Consider the following 19,275-nt stretch of genomic DNA (forward strand, 5'->3'; position numbering starts at 1 on the left):
GAAGAAGGACGTGGCGAACGACGAAATGCCTCGGGGAGCCGTAAGCAGGCGCTGATCCGGGGATGTCCGAATGGGGAAACCCGGCTGGAGTAATGTCCAGTCACCTGTTACTGAATACATAGGTAGCATGGAGGCACACCAGGGGAACTGAAACATCTAAGTACCCTGAGGAAGAGAAAACAATAGTGATTCCGTCAGTAGCGGCGAGCGAACGCGGATTAGCCCAAACCAAGGAGCTTGCTCCTTGGGGTTGTAGGACGTCTCACATGGAGTTACAAAGGTGTTGATTAGACGAAGAGGTCTGGAAAGGCCCGCTATAAGAGGTAAAAGCCCTGTAGTCCAAAGTCAGCACTCTCCGAGACGGATCCTGAGTACCGCGAGACACGTGAAACCTCGTGGGAATCCGGCAGGACCATCTGCCAAGGCTAAATACTCCCTAGCGACCGATAGCGAAGCAGTACCGTGAGGGAAAGGTGAAAAGCACCGCGGAAGCGGAGTGAAACAGAACCTGAAACCGTGCGCTTACAAAAAGTCAGAGCCCTCTATATGGGTAATGGCGTGCCTTTTGTAGAATGAACCGGCGAGTTACGTTCCCATGCAAGGTTAAGGTGAAGAGCCGGAGCCGCAGCGAAAGCGAGTCTGAATAGGGCGACATAGTATGTGGACGTAGACCCGAAACCGTGTGATCTACCCCTGTCCAGGGTGAAGGTGCGGTAACACGCACTGGAGGCCCGAACCCACGAATGTTGAAAAATTCGGGGATGAGGTGGGGGTAGCGGAGAAATTCCAATCGAACTCGGAGATAGCTGGTTCTCCCCGAAATAGCTTTAGGGCTAGCCTCGGAATTGAGAGTCGTGGAGGTAGAGCACTGATTGGGTGCGGGGCCCGCCAAGGGTTACCAAGTCCAGTCAAACTCCGAATGCCATGTACTTATATCCGGGAGTCAGACAGTGAGTGCTAAGACCCATTGTCAAGAGGGAAACAGCCCAGACCATCAGCTAAGGTCCCCAAGTGTGTGTTAAGTGGGAAAGGATGTGGAGTTGCAAAGACAACCAGGATGTTGGCTTAGAAGCAGCCACCATTTAAAGAGTGCGTAATAGCTCACTGGTCGAGTGACTCTGCGCCGAAAATGTAACGGGGCTAAACACACCACCGAAGCTATGGCTTGATGCGTATGCATCAGGGGTAGGGGAGCGTTGAATGTACGTTGAAGTCAGACCGTAAGGACTGGTGGAGCGCATTCAAGTGAGAATGCCGGTATGAGTAACGAAAAGACAAGTGAGAATCTTGTCCGCCGTAAGACTAAGGTTTCCTGAGGAAGGCTCGTCCGCTCAGGGTAAGTCGGGACCTAAGGCGAGGCCGAAAGGCGTAGTCGAAGGACAACAGGTTGATATTCCTGTACCACCGTAAGCCGTTACGAGCAATGGGGTGACGCAGAAGGATAGTGACGCGGACTGATGGATGTCCGTCCAAGCAGTGAGGCTGATGTGTAGGCAAATCCGCACATCGATAAGGCTGGGCTGTGATGGGGAGCGAAAATTGCAGTAGCGAAGGTCATGAGTTCAGGCTGCCAAGAAAAGCCTCTAGCCAGGTGAAGGTGCCCGTACCGCAAACCGACACAGGTAGTCGAGCAGAGTATGCTAAGGCGCTCGGAAGAACTCTCGTTAAGGAACTCGGCAAAATGACCCCGTAACTTCGGGAGAAGGGGTGCCTCGGTAGGGTGAATAGCCCGAGGGGGCCGCAGTGAAAAGGCCCAAGCGACTGTTTAGCAAAAACACAGGTCTGTGCGAAGCCGTAAGGCGAAGTATACGGGCTGACGCCTGCCCGGTGCTGGAAGGTTAAGGGGAGTGGTTAGCCGCAAGGCGAAGCTATGAACCGAAGCCCCAGTAAACGGCGGCCGTAACTATAACGGTCCTAAGGTAGCGAAATTCCTTGTCAGGTAAATTCTGACCCGCACGAATGGCGTAACGACTTGGGCGCTGTCTCAACGAGAGATCCGGTGAAATTTTAATACCTGTGAAGATGCAGGTTACCCGCGACAAGACGGAAAGACCCCATGGAGCTTTACTGCAGCTTGATATTGGACTTTGGTACGATCTGTACAGGATAGGTGGGAGCCTAGGAAATCGGAGCGCCAGCTTCGATGGAGGCATCGTTGGGATACCACCCTGATCGTATCGGAGTTCTAACCTGGTACCGTAATCCGGTACAGGGACCGTGTCAGGTGGGCAGTTTGACTGGGGCGGTCGCCTCCTAAAATGTAACGGAGGCGCCCAAAGGTTCCCTCAGAATGGTTGGAAATCATTCGTAGCGTGCAAAGGCATAAGGGAGCTTGACTGCGAGACCTACAAGTCGAGCAGGGACGAAAGTCGGGCTTAGTGATCCGGTGGTACCGCATGGAAGGGCCATCGCTCAACGGATAAAAGCTACCCTGGGATAACAGGCTTATCTCCCCCAAGAGTCCACATCGACGGGGAGGTTTGGCACCTCGATGTCGGCTCATCGCATCCTGGGGCTGAAGTAGGTCCCAAGGGTTGGGCTGTTCGCCCATTAAAGCGGTACGCGAGCTGGGTTCAGAACGTCGTGAGACAGTTCGGTCCCTATCTGTCGTGGGCGTAGGAAATTTGAGAGGAGCTGTCCTTAGTACGAGAGGACCGGGATGGACGCACCGCTGGTGTACCAGTTGTTCCGCCAGGAGCATCGCTGGGTAGCCAAGTGCGGACGGGATAAGCGCTGAAAGCATCTAAGCGTGAAGCCCCCCTCAAGATGAGATTTCCCAGTATGTAAGACCCCTTGAAGACGACGAGGTTGATAGGTTCGAGGTGGAAGCGCAGCAATGCGTGGAGCTGACGAATACTAATCGGTCGAGGGCTTATCCAAGAACATGCTCGTTTCAGCTAATGCAAGAAACCTTCGCAAAGGTTCGTATCCAGTTTTCAGGGTGTAAGTTGCCCGAAGTACATACCGTTCCCTGATAGCTCAGTTGGTAGAGCACTCGACTGTTAATCGAGTTGTCACAGGTTCGAGTCCTGTTCGGGGAGCCATTCATGCTCTCATAGCTCAGTAGGTAGAGTGCATCCATGGTAAGGATGAGGTCACCGGTTCGATTCCGGTTGAGAGCTCCATCAAGTATTACACGGCCCGTTGGTCAAGTGGTTAAGACACCTCCCTTTCACGGAGGTAACAGGGGTTCGAGTCCCCTACGGGTCACCATTCTCTCTTAAGGCGGAGGCTTAGCTCAGCTGGGAGAGCATCTGCCTTACAAGCAGAGGGTCGGCGGTTCGATCCCGTCAGCCTCCACCATTTTGTATATTGGGGATTAGCCAAGCGGTAAGGCAACGGACTTTGACTCCGTCATTCCCTAGGTTCGAATCCTAGATCCCCAGCCATTATATTTGAGCCATTAGCTCAGTTGGTAGAGCACCTGACTTTTAATCAGGGTGTCGTAGGTTCGAGTCCTACATGGCTCACCATTTTCTATTTAAGAAAATGGAACTGAATAACTTGCGCGTATGGCGGAATTGGCAGACGCACCAGACTTAGGATCTGGCGGGCGACCGTGGGGGTTCAAGTCCCTCTACGCGCATAAGATTAAAGACCCTTTTATCTAAAAGGGTTTTTTTGTGCGTAAATTTGTGAATAAGCCAGATCCTCCGCGGTGAATTCAAGGGTAGCTTGATTTCTTATCCACAGCTTACAGCTTGAAACGGATGCTTTTCAATAGGAGCTTCACCATATGAACCTTTATTCACAGAAGTATGATATTTCTTGTGGATTAAGGCTAAAAATCTTGACGAATCAATTGAGAATCGTTATCATTGTTAATAGTTAAATTGTGAGAATAGTTATCAATGAGTGGATGTAACCGTTAGGGGTGGATAACATGAACGCAATGCATACGAGCAATCTGAATATTGGCTATGAAGAGCGTCTGATCGTAGAAGACCTGAACATAACGATTCCTAAAGGGAAAATTACTGCGCTCGTCGGAGCGAACGGATCCGGTAAATCCACGATTCTGAAAACGATGGCAAGGCTAATGTCGCCATCGAATGGAACAGTAATGCTGGACGGAAAATCCATCCACAAGCAATCGACGAAAGAGGTTGCAAAGCAGCTGGCGATTCTGCCGCAGAATCCGACTGCTCCCGACGGGCTGACTGTCTCGGAACTCGTTTCTTATGGGCGTTTCCCATATCAACGTGGTTTCGGTTCTCTGAATAAAGAGGATCGCTCCATTATTCAATGGGCAGTAGAGCGCACAGGGCTGCTGGAGTTCAAGGATCGGCCTATAGACCGTCTGTCAGGCGGTCAGCGGCAGCGTGCATGGATTGCAATGGCGCTTGCGCAGCAAACCGATATGCTGTTCTTAGATGAGCCTACAACCTATCTGGATATGGCACATCAACTCGAAGTGCTGGAACTGCTTCATCAGTTGAACGCAACGGCCGGCAGAACGATCATAATGGTCGTACACGACTTGAACCACGCTTCCCGCTATGCGCAGCATATGGTTGCGATCAAGAAGGGCAAAGTCGTCAGCGTCGGTGCCCCAGAGGCTGTCATGACCAAAGAGGTGTTACGCGAGGTGTTTAACATTGAGACGGATATTATTCCGGATCCGCGTACTGGCGTACCGCTATGCTTCCCGTTTGCTCTTGCAACCGATGTACCGCAGCTTGTGAGCGAGCCCATTCTGGAGCCGGTAAAAGTAAGCTAGAAGCCGCTTAATACCGATATTTCATCGTGAACAGTAGAAACAGAATGCAGCTAGGAAAAATTATTATTATTTTTCTGAGAAGGGGTTGCATTCTGTTTATGACCATGATATATTATTAATTGTCGCGCTTGAGAAAAAGCGACTGACACAGAAATGCGGAAGTGGCTCAGCGGTAGAGCATCGCCTTGCCAAGGCGAGGGTCGCGGGTTCGATTCCCGTCTTCCGCTCCATATTTTGTGCCCTTAGCTCAGCTGGATAGAGCATTTGACTACGAATCAAAAGGTCGGGAGTTCGAATCTCTCAGGGCACGCCATTTTTTATTTGTTTGGATTATACATATCGGGATGTAGCTCAGCTTGGTAGAGCACCTGGTTTGGGACCAGGGGGTCGCATGTTCAAATCGTGTCATCCCGACCATATTTTCTGCGGGTGTAGTTCAATGGTAGAACTTTAGCCTTCCAAGCTAATAGCGTGGGTTCGATTCCCATCACCCGCTCCATAATAACCATCCAAGCCTTGGGACTCCAAGGCTTTTTGTTTTATCTTATAAGGATTCCTATTCCTTCCACCTGTGAAAAAGCTACTACCGTAACTTAATTTGTAGTATGATGATTAGAGTTAAAAAACCGTCGTTTTCGGTTAATTTGGCTTATGGTGAGGATTGCTGCAGGCAAAACCTGTGATTAAGCCGTCAAAATATACATTTTAGGCAGTGCTTTGCATGAAAAACCGAAAATTATGCTTATACAATGGTTTGTTTTGCTGACCATCGAAGAAGCTTAAGACATGGTTTCGCACCGCAAACCTGAAGGAGGATTAGGAATGTCGGAACAGGCTAGTACAACAATGACTACAAACCGACCGCAAGCGAACAACTTGCTGCGACGTGACGTGCGTTTCCTGGGAAACATTTTGGGGGATGTGCTCGTTCATCAAGGTGGACACGAGCTGCTGGAAACGGTTGAGAAGATTCGTGAAATGAGCAAAACGCTGCGTGCGGAGTTTCTGCCGGAGCTGGACGAGGAGTTCAAGCAGGTTATCGACGCATTGACTCCAGCTACTCGTCATCAAGTCATTCGTGCATTTGCGATTTATTTCCAGCTAGTGAACATTGCTGAGCAGAACCACCGGATTCGCCGCAAACGCGATTACGAGCGTTCGTCTGGCGAGAAGGTACAGCCTGGCTCCATCGAAAGCGCCATTCAGGTGCTGAAGGATCAAGGCATCTCTGTAGACAATGTGAAAGCGATCATCGCGGATATTTCCTTGGAACTGGTTATGACGGCTCATCCGACGGAAGCGACGCGCCGCGACGTACTCGATATTCATCAACGTATCGCTGCCGAAATGATGGAGTTGGACGACCCGACCCTAACATTCCGCGAACGCGAGAAGCTGCGCGAGAAGCTGCTCAACGAAGTACTTACGCTGTGGCAAACCGATGAGCTGCGCGACCGCAAGCCTACCGTTATCGATGAAGTCCGCAACGGGATGTATTTCTTCGACGAGACGCTGTTTGAGGTGCTTCCGAACGTTTACGAAGAGCTTGAACGCTGCTTGGATAAGTACTATCCTTCCGATGAGCACTGGCATGTTCCGACCTACCTCCGCTTCGGTTCTTGGATCGGCGGCGACCGGGACGGCAATCCTTCCGTCACGGCTAAAGTAAGCTGGGAGACATTGAGATTGCAGCGCGGCCTGGCGCTCAAGAAATACGAAGAGCTGCTCAAAGAAGTTATGGGACAGCTGAGCTTCAGCACGAATATCATTGACGTCTCGGACGAACTGATCGCGTCCATCAAGAAGGACCGCGAGCAGGTTGAAGTGCGCTGCGTGGATATTTGGCGCAACGAGAAGGAGCCTTACCGCGTTAAGCTTGGCTACATGATAGAGAAGCTGTCTAATGCGTTGGATGAGTCTCTGAAAGGCTCTGCGAAGCGTTACAACAGCGCGGATGAGCTTAAAGAAGACTTGCTCGTGATCGACCGCAGCCTGCGCAACCATTTCGCGGACTATGTAGCGGATACGCATATTCGTAAATTGATTCGCCAAGTGGAGCTGTTCGGATTCCACCTTGCCGCGCTCGACGTTCGTCAGCACAGCAAAGAGCATGAGAACGCGATGACGGAAGTTCTTGCGAACATGAACATCGTGGAGAATTACGCTGCGCTTTCCGAAGACGAGAAAATCGAATTGCTGCACAAACTGTTGAACGACCCGCGTCCGCTCACTTCGCCTCACTTTGCTTATACCGAAGGTACGCGCGAGTGTCTGGACGTCTACCATACGATTTACCGTGCACAAGCTGAGTTCGGCGAAAATTGTATCTCCAGCTACCTGATCAGCATGACTCAGGGTGCCAGCGATATGCTGGAAGTCATGGTTTTTGCCAAGGAAGTTGGCTTGTTCCGCAAAGAAGCAAATGGCAACATTACGTGTACGCTGCAAGCCGTGCCATTGTTTGAAACAATCGATGACTTGCATGCAGCGCCTGGCATTATGGAGCAGCTGTTCGCGCTTCCGATCTACCGTCAGGCCGTTGAAGCTCGCGGTAACCTGCATGAGATCATGCTCGGCTACTCCGACTCCAACAAAGATGGCGGCGTCGTAACTGCGAACTGGGAACTGCGCGTAGCGCTTAATGCGATTACAAGCTCGGCGAAGAAATTCGGCGTGAAGCTGAAGTTCTTCCACGGCCGTGGAGGCGCGCTTGGCCGCGGGGGCATGCCGCTTAACCGCAGCATCCTGGCGCAGCCGCCTCATACGGTCGGCGGGGGCATCAAAATTACGGAGCAAGGCGAAGTACTGTCTTCCCGCTATTCCTTGAAGGGCATTGCGTATCGCAGCTTGGAACAAGCGACTTGGGCGCTTGTGACGGCATCGCGTCTGGCGAAATATCCGGAGCAGGAAGAAGCCGCTACGGCGGAGTGGGAAGAAATTTCGCGCGGCATTTCGGAGACGGCTTTGACGAAGTATCAGGATTTGATCTTCCGCGATCCCGACTTCATGACGTTCTTCAAGGAATCGACTCCGCTATCGGAAGTCGGCGAGCTGAACATCGGTTCGCGTCCGGCGAAACGCAAAGGCAGCGACCGTTTTGAAGATCTTCGTGCCATCCCTTGGGTATTCGCATGGACGCAAAGCCGTTACTTGCTGCCGGCATGGTATGCCGCAGGAACGGCGCTGCAGGACTACGTGCAGGATGATGCGAAGCGTTTGGATACGCTGCGCACGATGTACGAGAAATTCCCGTTCTTCACGACGTTAATCGATAATCTGCAAATGGCGCTGGCCAAAGCGGATCTTCTGATCGCGAAGGAATACGCGGGCATGATTGCGGATCAAGCGATCCGTGACCGTATCTTCACGCAAATTGAAGAGGAGTATGCTCGTACGTCCTCGCTCATTCTGCAAATTACGGGGCAGGAAGAGATTCTGGACAACGTATCGGTTATCCAGGAATCGATTCGTTTGCGCAACCCGTACGTGGATCCGCTCAGCTACATGCAAGTTCAATTGCTGAAGGAGCTTCGCGAAAGCCGCGCCAAAGGCGAGGAAGACGATCTGGAGCTGCTCCGCGAAGTATTGCTCACCATCAACGGAATTGCAGCAGGGCTGAGAAACACCGGTTGATGGATGTTGTGAATAACCGATTAGGCCGGTCATCGAAATGGATGTTATCCATTCCGGGGGCCGGCTTTTTTTCGTTTTTTGCGAGATGATATCCACAACTAATCCACCGTTTGTGGGGAGAATGTGGATAAAGCTGTGGATAATGGATGGGTACAGTGAATAAAGAAAGCAGAATTACATGAATGATTTCTTTTCATTTCCTTTTCCGTCCCCATTCATTGCCTCGGAGCGCCAATTAACGGTATAATCATAAAGTCGTGTAAAGGATACGACGGGTTTGGAGGAGTCGCATTTGATATCAGTTGAGGCGAGATTAGCGAGATTGGCGCTGCAGGGCGATCAGCGGGCTTTTGCCGAGATCGTAGAGCTGTATCAGGACAAGCTGTACCATATGGCTTACCGGATGCTGTACAACCGGCAGGAAGCAGAGGATGTTGTGCAGGATGTGTTCCTGCGTGTATATAAGAATTTGGAGCGTTACGATGCAACGATGAAGTTTTCCACCTGGATCTATCGCATCGCAACGAACTTGTGCATAGACCGCCTGCGCAAACGCAAGCCTGTCTATTCGCTTGACGCAGAGTCGGGCGAGCACGAAGGGTTGGACGGATATGCGATGATTCCGAGCGACAACCGGACGCCGGAGAGCGAACTGCTGCTGTCGGACACGCAGCGGATTATTCATCAGGCTATCGCGACGCTGCCGGCGAAATACAAGTCGGTGATGGTGCTCCGTTACCTGGAGGAGCTTTCTCTTCAGGAAATCGGGGACGTGCTCGAAATGCCGGTGACGACCGTGAAGACGAGGGTGCATCGCGGCCGTGAGTTTCTTCGGAAGAAGCTCGAGCATAAGTTATAGCTATCAGGGCTATACACCGATCGCCCAGAAATTGGGCAGCTGCGGATTTAATAAAAAAGTGAAACATTCCCTTGTTTCTAACGTATCGAATACTACTGTGAAATTACAACGAAGAAAGGACTGGCTGCTATGAATTGCAACGTCGCTGTCATGCTGATGCATGATTATTTGGACGACGAGCTGCCCCATGACGATATCGCCGGGCTTAAAGCTCATCTTGATTCCTGCCCGGCATGCCGCACCCGGATGGAACAGCTGGAACAGACGGAAGCGCTCACGCACAGGATGATGGATACGCATTTCGTCGTTACAGCCGAACAATCCTCTCAGTTAACACAGCGCATCATGAGCTCACTGCCGGTCAAGCGCCGCAGAACCGGTTCTGGCTTCTCTAGATGGGTCAGGAATCATCCTGCCGTTTCGGTTGCCGCCGTGTTCGTGCTCGTTATGTTCTCCAGTTTCCTGGCGATGTGGCAGCAAGATAGCCAACTAGCCGTTCGGGGACCTGATTTGGCTGAAGTCGTAATCAAGGGCGATACCGTCACCGTGCCTGCGGGCGCGCATATTAACGGCGATCTCACGGTCGAGAACGGAAAAGCGAACGTACTTGGCGAGGTGGACGGGGATGTTACGGTGATCTCGGGATCGTTGTACGAGGCCTCCACTGCTCATATTTCTGGAGAAGTAAAACAGATTGACCAGGCGCTGGACTGGTTTTGGTACAAAGTTACGACTTCCATCAGCAGTTTGGCCTATTGATTTACTGCCTCCCTCACGCGGGAGGTTTTTTTATGAGGAAAAGAGGATTTGCAACCCCGTTTCTAGAAAATAATAAAGTTATAATTCCGATAAAAGGATCAGTGTGTGTGCACATTAGATCTTTGGGGGTTGACGGATGAACTATTTTGCAGATATGACATGGACGGTATTAATCAAGGATATTATCGATATTTCTGTCGTTAGCTATATTATTTATAAGCTGATCTTGCTCGTTCGGGGTACGAAGGCCGTACAGCTGTTCAAAGGGATTCTCGTGCTCGTGGTCACCTGGGCGATCAGTACGTGGTTCGACTTGTATACGTTGAAGTGGCTCATGAACCAGATGTTCACGCTCGGCGTATTCGCGGTGCTCGTTATATTCCAGCCGGAGCTTCGCCGGGCGCTGGAGCAGCTCGGACGGGGGAAATTATTCGGCCGAACGTCCGTGGAGGAACAAGACATCAGCGACCGGATCAATGCGATCATTAAGGCGCTGAATTATATGGCTAAGCGGAAAATCGGCGCGCTGATCGTATTTGAACGCACGACGGGACTACAGGATTACACGGAGTCCGGCATTCGGATGGAATCGATCGTCAGCTCCGAGCTGCTTATTAACATTTTCATTCCCAATACACCGCTGCACGACGGTGCCGTTATTATCGGCGGCAACCAAATTAAAGCGGCCGGTTGTTACTTGCCCCTGTCGGAGAATCCGTTCATCAGCAAAGAGCTGGGGACGCGACACCGCGCGGCCATCGGCATTACGGAAGTGTGCGATGCCGTGTCGGTCATCGTCTCCGAGGAAACGGGCCAGATCTCGCTGGCGGTGGGCGGCATGATCGTTCGCGACATTAAAGAAGAATCGCTGATCTCCAAGCTGTATGAGGAGCTGAACCCTAAGCTGAAGACGCGCGAGCGCCAAGGCATGAAGATTCCTTTCTGGAAGCGGAAAGGAGGCAATCAGCATGGATAAATGGCTCAATCATCCTACGGCGCTCAAAATCATCTCCCTGCTGATCGGCATCCTGATGTGGGCGGTGGTACACTTCGACTCCGAGGAAACGCCGAATGCGGTTGCGACGGGGACGGAAACGCAGGAAATCGATACGGTGCAGATCAAGCCGATCGGCATGGACGATAAGAACTACGCGCTGCGCCTGCTGGATCCCGAGGAAGTACATCTGACGGTCCGCGGTTCGCGGTCTGATCTGCTGCTCGCTTCGCATAACAATGGTTATCAGGTCACGGTCGACTTGAGCAAAGCGAGTGACGGACGCATGGTGCTTCCGGTTAAAGTTAACCTGCCCCGCGGACTCGAACTCATCGAGGCTAGACCGAGCAACGTGACGGTCGTAATGGAGCGGCTCCTTACGAAAGAATTTGAAGTCACCATTAATACCGAGGGTACGCCCGGCAAGGGCTATAAGCTCGGTCAGCCGCTCGTGAAGCCGAACAGCCGAGTCCATGTTACGCTGCCGTCCGACGAGATGAATGAGGTGGCGATGGTTGGCGGAACGATTTCCGTTGACGGCGAGGAAGAAACGGTAAACGATAAGAAAATGAAACTTGCGGCGCTGGACAAGGACGGAAACGAGCTGACGGACGCGGTCATCAGTCCTAACGTGGTTGAGGTGGAAATCCCGATTACGAAACCGTTCAAGAAGCTGCCGCTGCAGGTCGGATTCAAGGGAAGCCTGCCAGAAGGACTAGCGATTTCGTCATTCGAGCAGAGCGTGGATGCAATTACGATTTATGGGCCTCAGGACGTACTCGATAAGTATGAATTTTATGACGATTTGACGATAGACTTGTCGCAATTGAAACAATCGGGTACGATGGAGCTCGATGTTAAGCCGAATAAAGATGTCGCGACCGTAGATCCGGCGAAGGTATCGTTCGACTATACAATCGTGCCGGCCCAGTCGAAAATATTGCCGAAATTGCCGGTTACGATGATCGGCCTATCCGAAGGTTTGAAAGCTCAAATTACGCTGCCAATTGACGGGCATGTCGATGCATCCATCAGCGGTGCTCCGAATATGCTCGCGCAGATCAGTTCGAAGGATGTGCAGCTGGTGGCGGATTTAAGCGGCCTTGGACCAGGCAGCCATGTCGTTCCGCTGGATATGCATTTGCCTCGTTTCATAACGCAGCCGTCTAACGCGCCGCTCAGCATCACGGTGATGATTACGGATGGCACGACGCCTCCAACGACGGAGACGACGGACGGCAGTACGCCTACGGCGGGGCAGTCGGCATCGAATGGCGGTGCCGCGGCGGGCACCGGGAATGGCGCCGTGAACAGCGGAAGCGGCAATAGCGGGAGCAAGGATGCTGGCAATAGTGCCGGGAATAATCCCGCCAATAGTACGGGGAACAGCACAGGCAATGGCGCGGGTAAAAGTACAGGCAATAGTGCCGCGAACAGCACGGGCAACAGCGCCGGTACCAGCACGAATACTTCAGGCACGGAACCGGGGACGGATTCAATTCCGGTAACCGGAAGTTCGCAGCCGTCTAACAATGGCAGTATCAATGGGAGCCAGGAGACAAAGACGGACGATACGCCAGCAAACGCAAATCAATAACCAAAGGGGATCTTACAACAATGGGAAAATATTTTGGAACAGACGGTGTTCGCGGTGTTGCCAATCGCGAGCTAACGCCTGAGCTTGCTTATAAAATCGGCCGCTGCGGCGGCTTTGTACTTGCCGGTCAAGCAGAGAAGCCGAAGGTCGTGATCGGACTGGACACGCGAATCTCCGGGCCGATGCTGGAAGCATCGCTCATTGCAGGTCTGCTCTCGATCGGCGCGAGCGTCGTTCGCCTTGGCGTCGTATCGACGCCGGCAGTCGCTTATTTGACGCGCGTTCTCGGTGCGGATGCGGGCGTAATGATTTCTGCTTCGCATAACCCTGTCGAAGATAACGGCATTAAATTCTTCGGCGGCGACGGCTTCAAGTTGTCCGATGAAACAGAGAACGAAATCGAACGTTTAATGGATGCCGAAGTCGATGAGCTCCCGCGGCCGGAAGGCGGCGATATCGGTACGGTGACCGTGAACGATTCGGCGAAACGGATCTTCGTCGATTTCTTGAAAACGACGGTCTCCCAATCCTTCAGCGGGTTAAAGATCGTTCTGGACTGCGCGAACGGTTCGGCGCACGAGATTGCTCCGACGGTATTCCGCGAGCTTGGTGCCGAAGTCATTACGGTTGGCGCTGAGCCGAACGGCCTAAATATTAACGATGGCGTGGGATCTACGCATCCGGAGTATCTGCGCGAGGAGGTCTTGAAGCACGGGGCGGACTTCGGTCTCTCCTTCGACGGCGACGCGGACCGGCTGATTGCGGTCGACGAGAACGGCGAAGAAGTCGACGGCGACTTTATTCTGTGCATCTGCGGCGACGCGATGAAGCGGGCCGGCAAGCTGAAGAACGACACGGTCGTGACGACGGTCATGAGCAACATCGGTTTCTTCAAGGCAGCGCAGAAGATCGGGTTGAATACGGCCCAGACAGCGGTCGGCGACCGTTACGTCATGGAAGAAATGCGCCGCGGCGGTTTTAACTTGGGCGGGGAGCAGTCCGGCCATGTGATTTTCCTGGACTACAATACGACAGGCGACGGCATTCTGACCGCGCTCCAATTGACGGAAACGATCGTCGCGTCCGGCAAGAAGCTCAGCGAACAGAAGAAGCTCATGCGCAAATATCCGCAAGTGCTGATCAACGTGCGCGTAGCGGATAAGAACGCCTATAAGAGCAATCCGGCTATCGCGGCGGTCATTGCGGACGTGGAGCGGGAGCTTGGCGACAACGGGCGCGTGCTCGTGCGTCCTTCCGGCACGGAATCGTTGATCCGCGTTATGGCGGAAGGTCCGGAGAAGGAGCAAGTCGAAGCTTTCGTAGCACGTATCGTGGACACGGTTCGCGCGGAAATCGGCGTCGAATAAGAAGGCGGTATTTACGGCAACCCTAGTGGTGTGAAGTTCGCACCCGGGGTTGTTTTCGATTCCGGTGCACGGCGGCGGAAAATGTTTCCGCAACGGGATTCAGCTCGGTTTGTAAACGGTTACCGAAAGATTGGGTTGCACCTTCGCGTCAAAATGCATATAGTAAGAGGTGACATTCAGGAAGGAAAGCGAGGATAGAGGTTACAGCATTACTCAAGCGCCAGAGCTTGCGCTTATTCATACAGCTGCTGCAGCGGTCCAATTCGGAACGGACCTTGCGGGTCATTCATCTGCTGTACGAACGGCAAGCTGACGAGGTGGAGGTGTTCGAAATTTCGGCGGGGACCTCCCGGTATTGCATTCAACCGAAAGCCGATTCCCAAATAGGCCGGGCGACTGGTCTGACAAACGATCGGCAGGATGCTCCATAGCAAGGCGATGCGACAGCGGCAACGGAAGCCGTCTGTACGCGTAAGGTTTGAAGCATTTGAAGCAGAGGGATACGAGCAGCCGGAAGCGCTGTTTGTTATTGCTGCTGGTTATTGACGAAGCCATGAACGGATGGCCCTGACTTGGTTTGGGCGGACCGGCGGAATAATCTTATCGTTACTGTATTGCATGTGTTGACGCATACGTCGGCTTGTTAAAGTGCGATTGTATCATCAAATGAATAGCAGCCCGTGATCGAAAACGCGAGTGCTGCGCTTTATTTCTTATTGTCAAAATTATCTTTGCGGGACGATGCCGGCGAATAAGGCGGCTTTGCGCCGCCATGTTTTTAAGCTTTTTATTCAATGGCATCCGTTGCCGCGGGGAACACTCGATAACGGAGGTCTACTCATATGTGTGGAATTGTAGGATATATCGGTAAACGGGATTCGCAGGATATTTTGATCGAAGGCTTGAAGAAGCTGGAATACCGCGGTTATGACTCTGCGGGTATCGCCGTGTTCACGAAGAACGGATTGGAAGTACGCAAGTCGATCGGCCGCTTGGCAAACCTGGAGGAGAAACTGGACGGCCAGCCGCTGGAAGGCTCCGTGGGTATTGGCCATACGCGTTGGGCAACGCATGGCAAGCCGTCGGACGTTAACTCCCATCCGCATACGGACAACTCGCATAAGTTCTCCGTCGTGCATAACGGCATCATCGAGAACTACTTGGATTTGAAGGATGAACTGATCGCCAAAGGCTGCAAGTTCGTATCGGAAACGGACACGGAAGTTATCTCCCACCTTGTGGCGGATGAGTACGACGGCGACATCGTGAAGGCTGTCCAGCGTGCGGTTAAACGGATGCGGGGCGCTTACGCGCTTGGCGTATTGACGGAATTCGAACCCGATCGCCTTGTGGCGGTTCGCTTCGCAAGTCCGCTCGTTATCGGCGTCGGCAAAGGCGAGAACTTCATCGGGTCCGACATTCCGGCTATTCTGGAGCATACGCGTGACGTGTATATCTTGAATGACGGCGAAATGGCGATTCTGACGAAGAACAGTGTCGAATTAATGACGATCGAAGGGGATTTTATTTCCAAGGAAATATTCCATGTCGATTGGGACTTGGAAACGGCGGAAAAAGCCGGATTCGATCACTTCATGCTGAAAGAAATTTACGAACAGCCGAAAGCCTATCGCAACACGATGATGGGACGCATCTCGGATGACGGCCGCTCCGTCGTATTGAACGAAATCGGCATGACGGCCGAACAAATCCGCGCGATTCGCAAAGTGCATATCGTCGCTTGCGGAACGGCGTTCCATGCAGGTCTGATCGGTAAAACCGTCATTGAAAACCTTGCCCGCATTCCGGTTGAAACGGACGTGGCGTCGGAATACCGTTACCGCTCGCCGATCATCACGCCGGATACGCTTGTGATCGTGGTCAGCCAATCCGGCGAAACGGCGGATACGCTCGCAGCGCTGCGCGAAGCGAAACGCAACGGCGCTCGCGTGCTGGCAATCACGAACGTCGTCGGCAGCTCGGTAGCCCGCGAAGCGGATGATGTGATCATCACGCAAGCCGGTCCGGAAATTGCAGTCGCTTCGACCAAAGCGTACACGTCGCAGCTGATCGCCTTCTACCTGCTTGGCTTGTTCCTCGCAGAAACGATCGGCACGCGGGATTCGGCCTACGTAGCGGAAGTCGTATCGGCTATGCATGAATTGCCGGAGCAAGTGGAGCGCATCCTGGAAAGCGCGGATGTGTTGAAGCAAATCGCGGAATCGTTGGCGAAGCACAACAATCTGTTCTTCATCGGCCGCGGCGTCGACTTTGCGGTCGCGCAGGAAGGCTCTCTGAAGCTGAAAGAAATCTCGTACATTCACTCGGAGGCTTATGCGGCCGGCGAGCTGAAGCACGGTACGCTGGCGCTGATCGAGGAAGGCATTCCGGTCATCTCGGTTATCACGCAGGAAGATCTGTACGAGAAAACGCTGAGCAACATCAAAGAAGTGAAAGCCCGCGGCGCGCATGTGCTTGCTCTCGTGAACGCAGGCAACGAAGAAGAAGTCGCCAAATCCGTCGACGAGCTCTTCTCGATTCCGAAGACGCTGCCGCTCTTGGCGCCAGCCCTGTCCGTCGTGCCTCTGCAGCTGATCGCGTACTACGCATCCCTGGCTCGCGGCAATGACGTGGATAAACCGCGGAACTTGGCGAAGAGCGTTACGGTGGAGTAGGTTAGGTGTAGCAGGTACAAATTGCTGTCTGTTGTTAAAAAACTGTGGAATTACCGATGCATTTGATTATTAACTAGCAAAGTCCCGATGATGTTCTACACGTCATCGGGACTTTTTGTGAAGGAGCCTATTAATTTATTGTCGGAGAAAACTGGTATTCGTGTGAAAAGAATACGCAAATTGAATGAGATGAAGATATAAGTTCTTGAATGCCTTATATTTGTGATACCTTCGCGTAGGTCGTACGGTAATGCTTCTCCAACCCGAGTGAGATAAGATGGAAGCCTAGGATGAAGACGATATAGGCGGCGAGTGGCATGAAAAGTACCCATTGGTAGGCGAACAGGTAGTCGCGCGACTGGCCGATGAGGCCGCTCCATTCATTCGTCCGGCTAACGTATTCGATCGGATCTCTAAATTGTCTCGTACCGCCGACGAAGATGTTCAGAATCGCCAGCTGACCGAACAAGCCTAGAATGAGCACGATTTCCTGCACGAAAAGGATGAGGAAGCTTTCCTTTAAATGCTGCAATACGTGCTTCCACATAATCGACCATGAACCGGCCCCGATCGAGCGGGCTGACAACACGAACTGTTTCTCGCGGATGATCGCCGTCTTGTCCTTCATCGTGCCGGCGACGGAAGGAATCCCGAGAATCGTTAGTACGACAGCTAGGATGAGCGTCATCGTTGGCGCGGAAGGCGCAGGATTTATCGATATGCCGATCATGATCATCCAGACGATGACGAAGACCGGAATGCCGTTTAGCATGTTCCAGATCGGCACTTGCCCGCCGCGCGACGCTTTCGCCTTACCGAAGTAACCGAGCAGCAGGCCAATCGTGCTGCCGATCGCCATGCGGGCGAAGGCAACCGAGAACGCGACGAAAATCGTGTACTTCGATCCGGCGAGAAGCTTGGCGAGGATATCGTATCCGTATTTGTCGGTGCCAAGGGGGTAATTCTTCGACGGCGGGAACGGCGGAACTATCAACTCGCCGCCGCTGGAGCTCACCTGTGCGGACTCGTTCAGGTCGTGAGGCGCGACGTATTTGCCGAATAGGGAAGCGCAAAGCATGAAGATTGTAATGATCAAGCCGAGTAACAGCGTTTTGTTCATCTTACGATCACCTTCTCCCATCCAAAGATGGCGGCGCGAAGTAATGCGTATACGATGAAGTACAGCGCGGACAGCGTGAAAAGTCCGTTAACCACGAAACTGTATTGATACCCGCTGTAATCGAATGCGTTGGAGAAGACGAACAAGGTCACACCGTTTAGGTTGTACAGATATTCGAAGATAAACAGATTGCCAAACAAGATGCCCATAAATTTATGAAGATCTGCTTTAATGAAGGGCAGCACGTTCGGCAGGGCATGGAAGAACACGATGTACGATTTGCCGAGGCCGCGCGCTCTAGCGAAGGTGATATAATCCTCAGCGAACGCGTTGTTCATTTGTAGAGCCACATTCCGGATCATGTAATTGGACGGAATCAAAATGGTTGAGATCAATGGTAAGGCAATCGCGGGATCGTCCGTGGATACGCTGGCCACCTGGAAGACGGCGACACCGGTAACCGATGCAAAGTACACGACGAGAAACTGCAACAATAGAACGATGACGAAGTCCGGCAAGATGCTCGTCAGTTCGAGAATACGCCTCATCCATCTGTAACGGGAAATCGCGAAATACACGCCGAGAAACATCCCGCCGGTCAAACCAACCACCCCGCCGATGACGGTATAGAAGAACGAGACTTTGAAATAAGCGCCGATTTGCTCCCAGAATGAATGTTCCGTTCTGCCCGCTAGAAAATGGAACGATTCGCCAGAGAAGATACCTTGGAGATAATTGCGGATGCTGGATATACCGTTCGCCCAATGAAAATGCAGTGTGCCATCTCGCAAGTCGGCCTGAAGCACGGCGGGGGCGAGTGCGAATAAGAGTATGGATAATAAAAATCCGGGTACAACTAACATATGTTGTGATGTCTTTGGCAATGGTGCACATTCCTTTCGGTAAACGAGACAATTATCATTCAAGTATAGCTCATTCCACGTTCAATTCAAGGCGTAATTGATGGATTTTACAAAAACCGAGCATTAATATGTTATATTACATTACATCACATTAAAAGATTAGCTTGCGGTAGACAAAGGAGCAGGCTGAAGCCAGGTGTCTGTATTCCATTTACGGGTGCGAAACGACGATCCTTGGTTTGAGAAGGACATGTAATTAAATAATCGCTCTCCACAAGGCTTGAAATGCCTAGTAGAGAGCGATTATTTATCTCATCTATATCTGTTCAGGGCAGTGATACATGCAACTCTTGAATCTTACCCTCAGACAGCTTAAACGTATGAATCAATAATAATGGATCGGGGAGATTAGTTTTATCGAACTCCCCGTCTAGAGACGCGATGACAATATACGCACCTTCTTGCTCCCAAGCATCGGTTATATCAAAGCGAACGTGCACGTCCAATATGTCTGATTTGCACCAGTCACGAATAGCTTCAAGGCCTTTGAATTCCCTGTTAAAGTCAAAGACGTAGGCATCCTCTTTAAATGCATCAAGAAACGAATCCAGTTGTTCTTCGTTGGATGCATGAAAATAAGCTTTAACGGAGTTTGGTAATTGAATCATAATTATTTCCTCCTTTATTT

General features: G+C 52.0%; 11 protein-coding genes, 11 tRNA genes and 1 rRNA gene (1 of these 23 only partly in view). 20 read left to right on the forward strand and 3 right to left on the reverse strand.

The window, feature by feature from the left end; translation table 11 throughout:
- The 20 genes from GZH47_RS19085 to glmS form a co-directional block, all read left to right on the forward strand.
- A 23S ribosomal RNA gene (locus GZH47_RS19085) occupies positions 1-2,880 on the forward strand; it begins 47 nt to the left of the window's first position.
- An 88-nt stretch (positions 2,881-2,968) separates the two neighbouring features.
- Positions 2,969-3,044 (forward strand) — tRNA-Asn (locus GZH47_RS19090).
- Between the two features lie 5 nt (positions 3,045-3,049).
- A tRNA-Thr gene (locus GZH47_RS19095) sits at positions 3,050-3,125 on the forward strand.
- 13 nt (positions 3,126-3,138) lie between these two features.
- Positions 3,139-3,213, forward strand: a tRNA-Glu gene (locus tag GZH47_RS19100).
- 14 nt (positions 3,214-3,227) lie between these two features.
- Positions 3,228-3,303: transfer RNA gene (locus GZH47_RS19105), tRNA-Val, on the forward strand.
- A gap of 10 nt (positions 3,304-3,313) precedes the next feature.
- Positions 3,314-3,389 (forward strand) — tRNA-Gln (locus GZH47_RS19110).
- Between the two features lie 8 nt (positions 3,390-3,397).
- Positions 3,398-3,473 (forward strand) — tRNA-Lys (locus GZH47_RS19115).
- A 33-nt stretch (positions 3,474-3,506) separates the two neighbouring features.
- A tRNA-Leu gene (locus tag GZH47_RS19120) sits at positions 3,507-3,586 on the forward strand.
- A 297-nt stretch (positions 3,587-3,883) separates the two neighbouring features.
- Entirely contained in the window at positions 3,884-4,720 is an 837-nt protein-coding gene (locus GZH47_RS19125; protein WP_162642547.1) for an ABC transporter ATP-binding protein, read from the forward strand.
- A 155-nt stretch (positions 4,721-4,875) separates the two neighbouring features.
- Positions 4,876-4,950: transfer RNA gene (locus GZH47_RS19130), tRNA-Gly, on the forward strand.
- A 6-nt stretch (positions 4,951-4,956) separates the two neighbouring features.
- Positions 4,957-5,033, forward strand: a tRNA-Arg gene (locus GZH47_RS19135).
- 27 nt (positions 5,034-5,060) lie between these two features.
- Positions 5,061-5,137 (forward strand) — tRNA-Pro (locus GZH47_RS19140).
- An 8-nt stretch (positions 5,138-5,145) separates the two neighbouring features.
- Positions 5,146-5,219, forward strand: a tRNA-Gly gene (locus GZH47_RS19145).
- Positions 5,220-5,542: 323 nt separating this feature from the next.
- Positions 5,543-8,353 (forward strand): phosphoenolpyruvate carboxylase, encoded by a 2,811-nt coding sequence (ppc, locus tag GZH47_RS19150; protein ID WP_162642548.1) that lies wholly within the window; start codon positions 5,543-5,545, stop codon positions 8,351-8,353.
- A gap of 292 nt (positions 8,354-8,645) precedes the next feature.
- Positions 8,646-9,212, forward strand: coding sequence for an RNA polymerase sigma factor SigW (gene sigW, locus GZH47_RS19155; protein ID WP_162642549.1), 567 nt, complete (start codon positions 8,646-8,648; stop codon positions 9,210-9,212).
- A 129-nt stretch (positions 9,213-9,341) separates the two neighbouring features.
- A complete protein-coding gene (locus GZH47_RS19160) occupies positions 9,342-9,971 on the forward strand; it encodes a zf-HC2 domain-containing protein (RefSeq protein ID WP_162642550.1) in 630 nt (209 codons plus the stop codon).
- A gap of 136 nt (positions 9,972-10,107) precedes the next feature.
- On the forward strand, positions 10,108-10,947 hold the full coding sequence (gene cdaA, locus GZH47_RS19165) for a diadenylate cyclase CdaA (protein ID WP_162642551.1): 840 nt from the start codon (positions 10,108-10,110) through the stop codon (positions 10,945-10,947).
- Positions 10,940-12,562, forward strand: coding sequence for a CdaR family protein (locus tag GZH47_RS19170; RefSeq protein WP_162642552.1), 1,623 nt, complete (start codon positions 10,940-10,942; stop codon positions 12,560-12,562). The genes cdaA and GZH47_RS19170 overlap by 8 nt, the downstream gene beginning before the upstream one ends.
- A gap of 20 nt (positions 12,563-12,582) precedes the next feature.
- A complete protein-coding gene (glmM, locus tag GZH47_RS19175; RefSeq protein WP_162642553.1) occupies positions 12,583-13,929 on the forward strand; it encodes a phosphoglucosamine mutase in 1,347 nt (448 codons plus the stop codon).
- Between the two features lie 842 nt (positions 13,930-14,771).
- The gene (gene glmS, locus GZH47_RS19180; RefSeq protein ID WP_162642554.1) at positions 14,772-16,604 is read left to right on the forward strand and encodes a glutamine--fructose-6-phosphate transaminase (isomerizing); all 1,833 of its coding nucleotides are present in this window, start codon (positions 14,772-14,774) and stop codon (positions 16,602-16,604) included.
- Positions 16,605-16,818: 214 nt separating this feature from the next.
- Here glmS and GZH47_RS19185 read toward each other — a convergent pair whose 3' ends face one another.
- From GZH47_RS19185 to GZH47_RS19195, 3 genes are all read right to left on the reverse strand, one after another.
- Positions 16,819-17,724 carry an ABC transporter permease gene (locus GZH47_RS19185; RefSeq protein WP_162642555.1) on the reverse strand — a complete coding sequence of 302 codons (906 nt, stop codon included), beginning with the start codon at positions 17,722-17,724 and terminating at the stop codon, positions 16,819-16,821.
- A complete protein-coding gene (locus GZH47_RS19190) occupies positions 17,721-18,587 on the reverse strand; it encodes an ABC transporter permease subunit (RefSeq protein ID WP_162642556.1) in 867 nt (288 codons plus the stop codon). Before GZH47_RS19190 ends, GZH47_RS19185 begins: the two co-directional genes overlap by 4 nt.
- Positions 18,588-18,913: 326 nt before the next feature.
- Positions 18,914-19,255: a nuclear transport factor 2 family protein gene (locus GZH47_RS19195; protein WP_162642557.1), complete on the reverse strand. Its 342-nt coding sequence runs from the start codon at positions 19,253-19,255 to the stop codon at positions 18,914-18,916.
- Between the last annotated feature and the right edge of the window lie 20 nt (positions 19,256-19,275).

The organism is Paenibacillus rhizovicinus (assembly GCF_010365285.1).
GTDB lineage: Bacteria > Bacillota > Bacilli > Paenibacillales > Paenibacillaceae > Paenibacillus_Z > Paenibacillus_Z rhizovicinus.

Excerpts from the sequence above, each read along its gene's own strand:
- cdaA (WP_162642551.1), top strand. The coding sequence starts at position 10,108 with ATGAACTATTTTGCAGATATGACATGGACGGTATTAATCAAGGATATT.
- ppc (WP_162642548.1), top strand. The coding sequence starts at position 5,543 with ATGTCGGAACAGGCTAGTACAACAATGACTACAAACCGACCGCAAGCG.
- glmS (WP_162642554.1), top strand. The coding sequence starts at position 14,772 with ATGTGTGGAATTGTAGGATATATCGGTAAACGGGATTCGCAGGATATT.
- GZH47_RS19160 (WP_162642550.1), top strand. The coding sequence starts at position 9,342 with ATGAATTGCAACGTCGCTGTCATGCTGATGCATGATTATTTGGACGAC.
- GZH47_RS19185 (WP_162642555.1), bottom strand. The coding sequence starts at position 17,724 with ATGAACAAAACGCTGTTACTCGGCTTGATCATTACAATCTTCATGCTT.
- GZH47_RS19195 (WP_162642557.1), bottom strand. The coding sequence starts at position 19,255 with ATGATTCAATTACCAAACTCCGTTAAAGCTTATTTTCATGCATCCAAC.
- GZH47_RS19125 (WP_162642547.1), top strand. The coding sequence starts at position 3,884 with ATGAACGCAATGCATACGAGCAATCTGAATATTGGCTATGAAGAGCGT.
- GZH47_RS19190 (WP_162642556.1), bottom strand. The coding sequence starts at position 18,587 with ATGTTAGTTGTACCCGGATTTTTATTATCCATACTCTTATTCGCACTC.
- GZH47_RS19170 (WP_162642552.1), top strand. The coding sequence starts at position 10,940 with ATGGATAAATGGCTCAATCATCCTACGGCGCTCAAAATCATCTCCCTG.
- glmM (WP_162642553.1), top strand. The coding sequence starts at position 12,583 with ATGGGAAAATATTTTGGAACAGACGGTGTTCGCGGTGTTGCCAATCGC.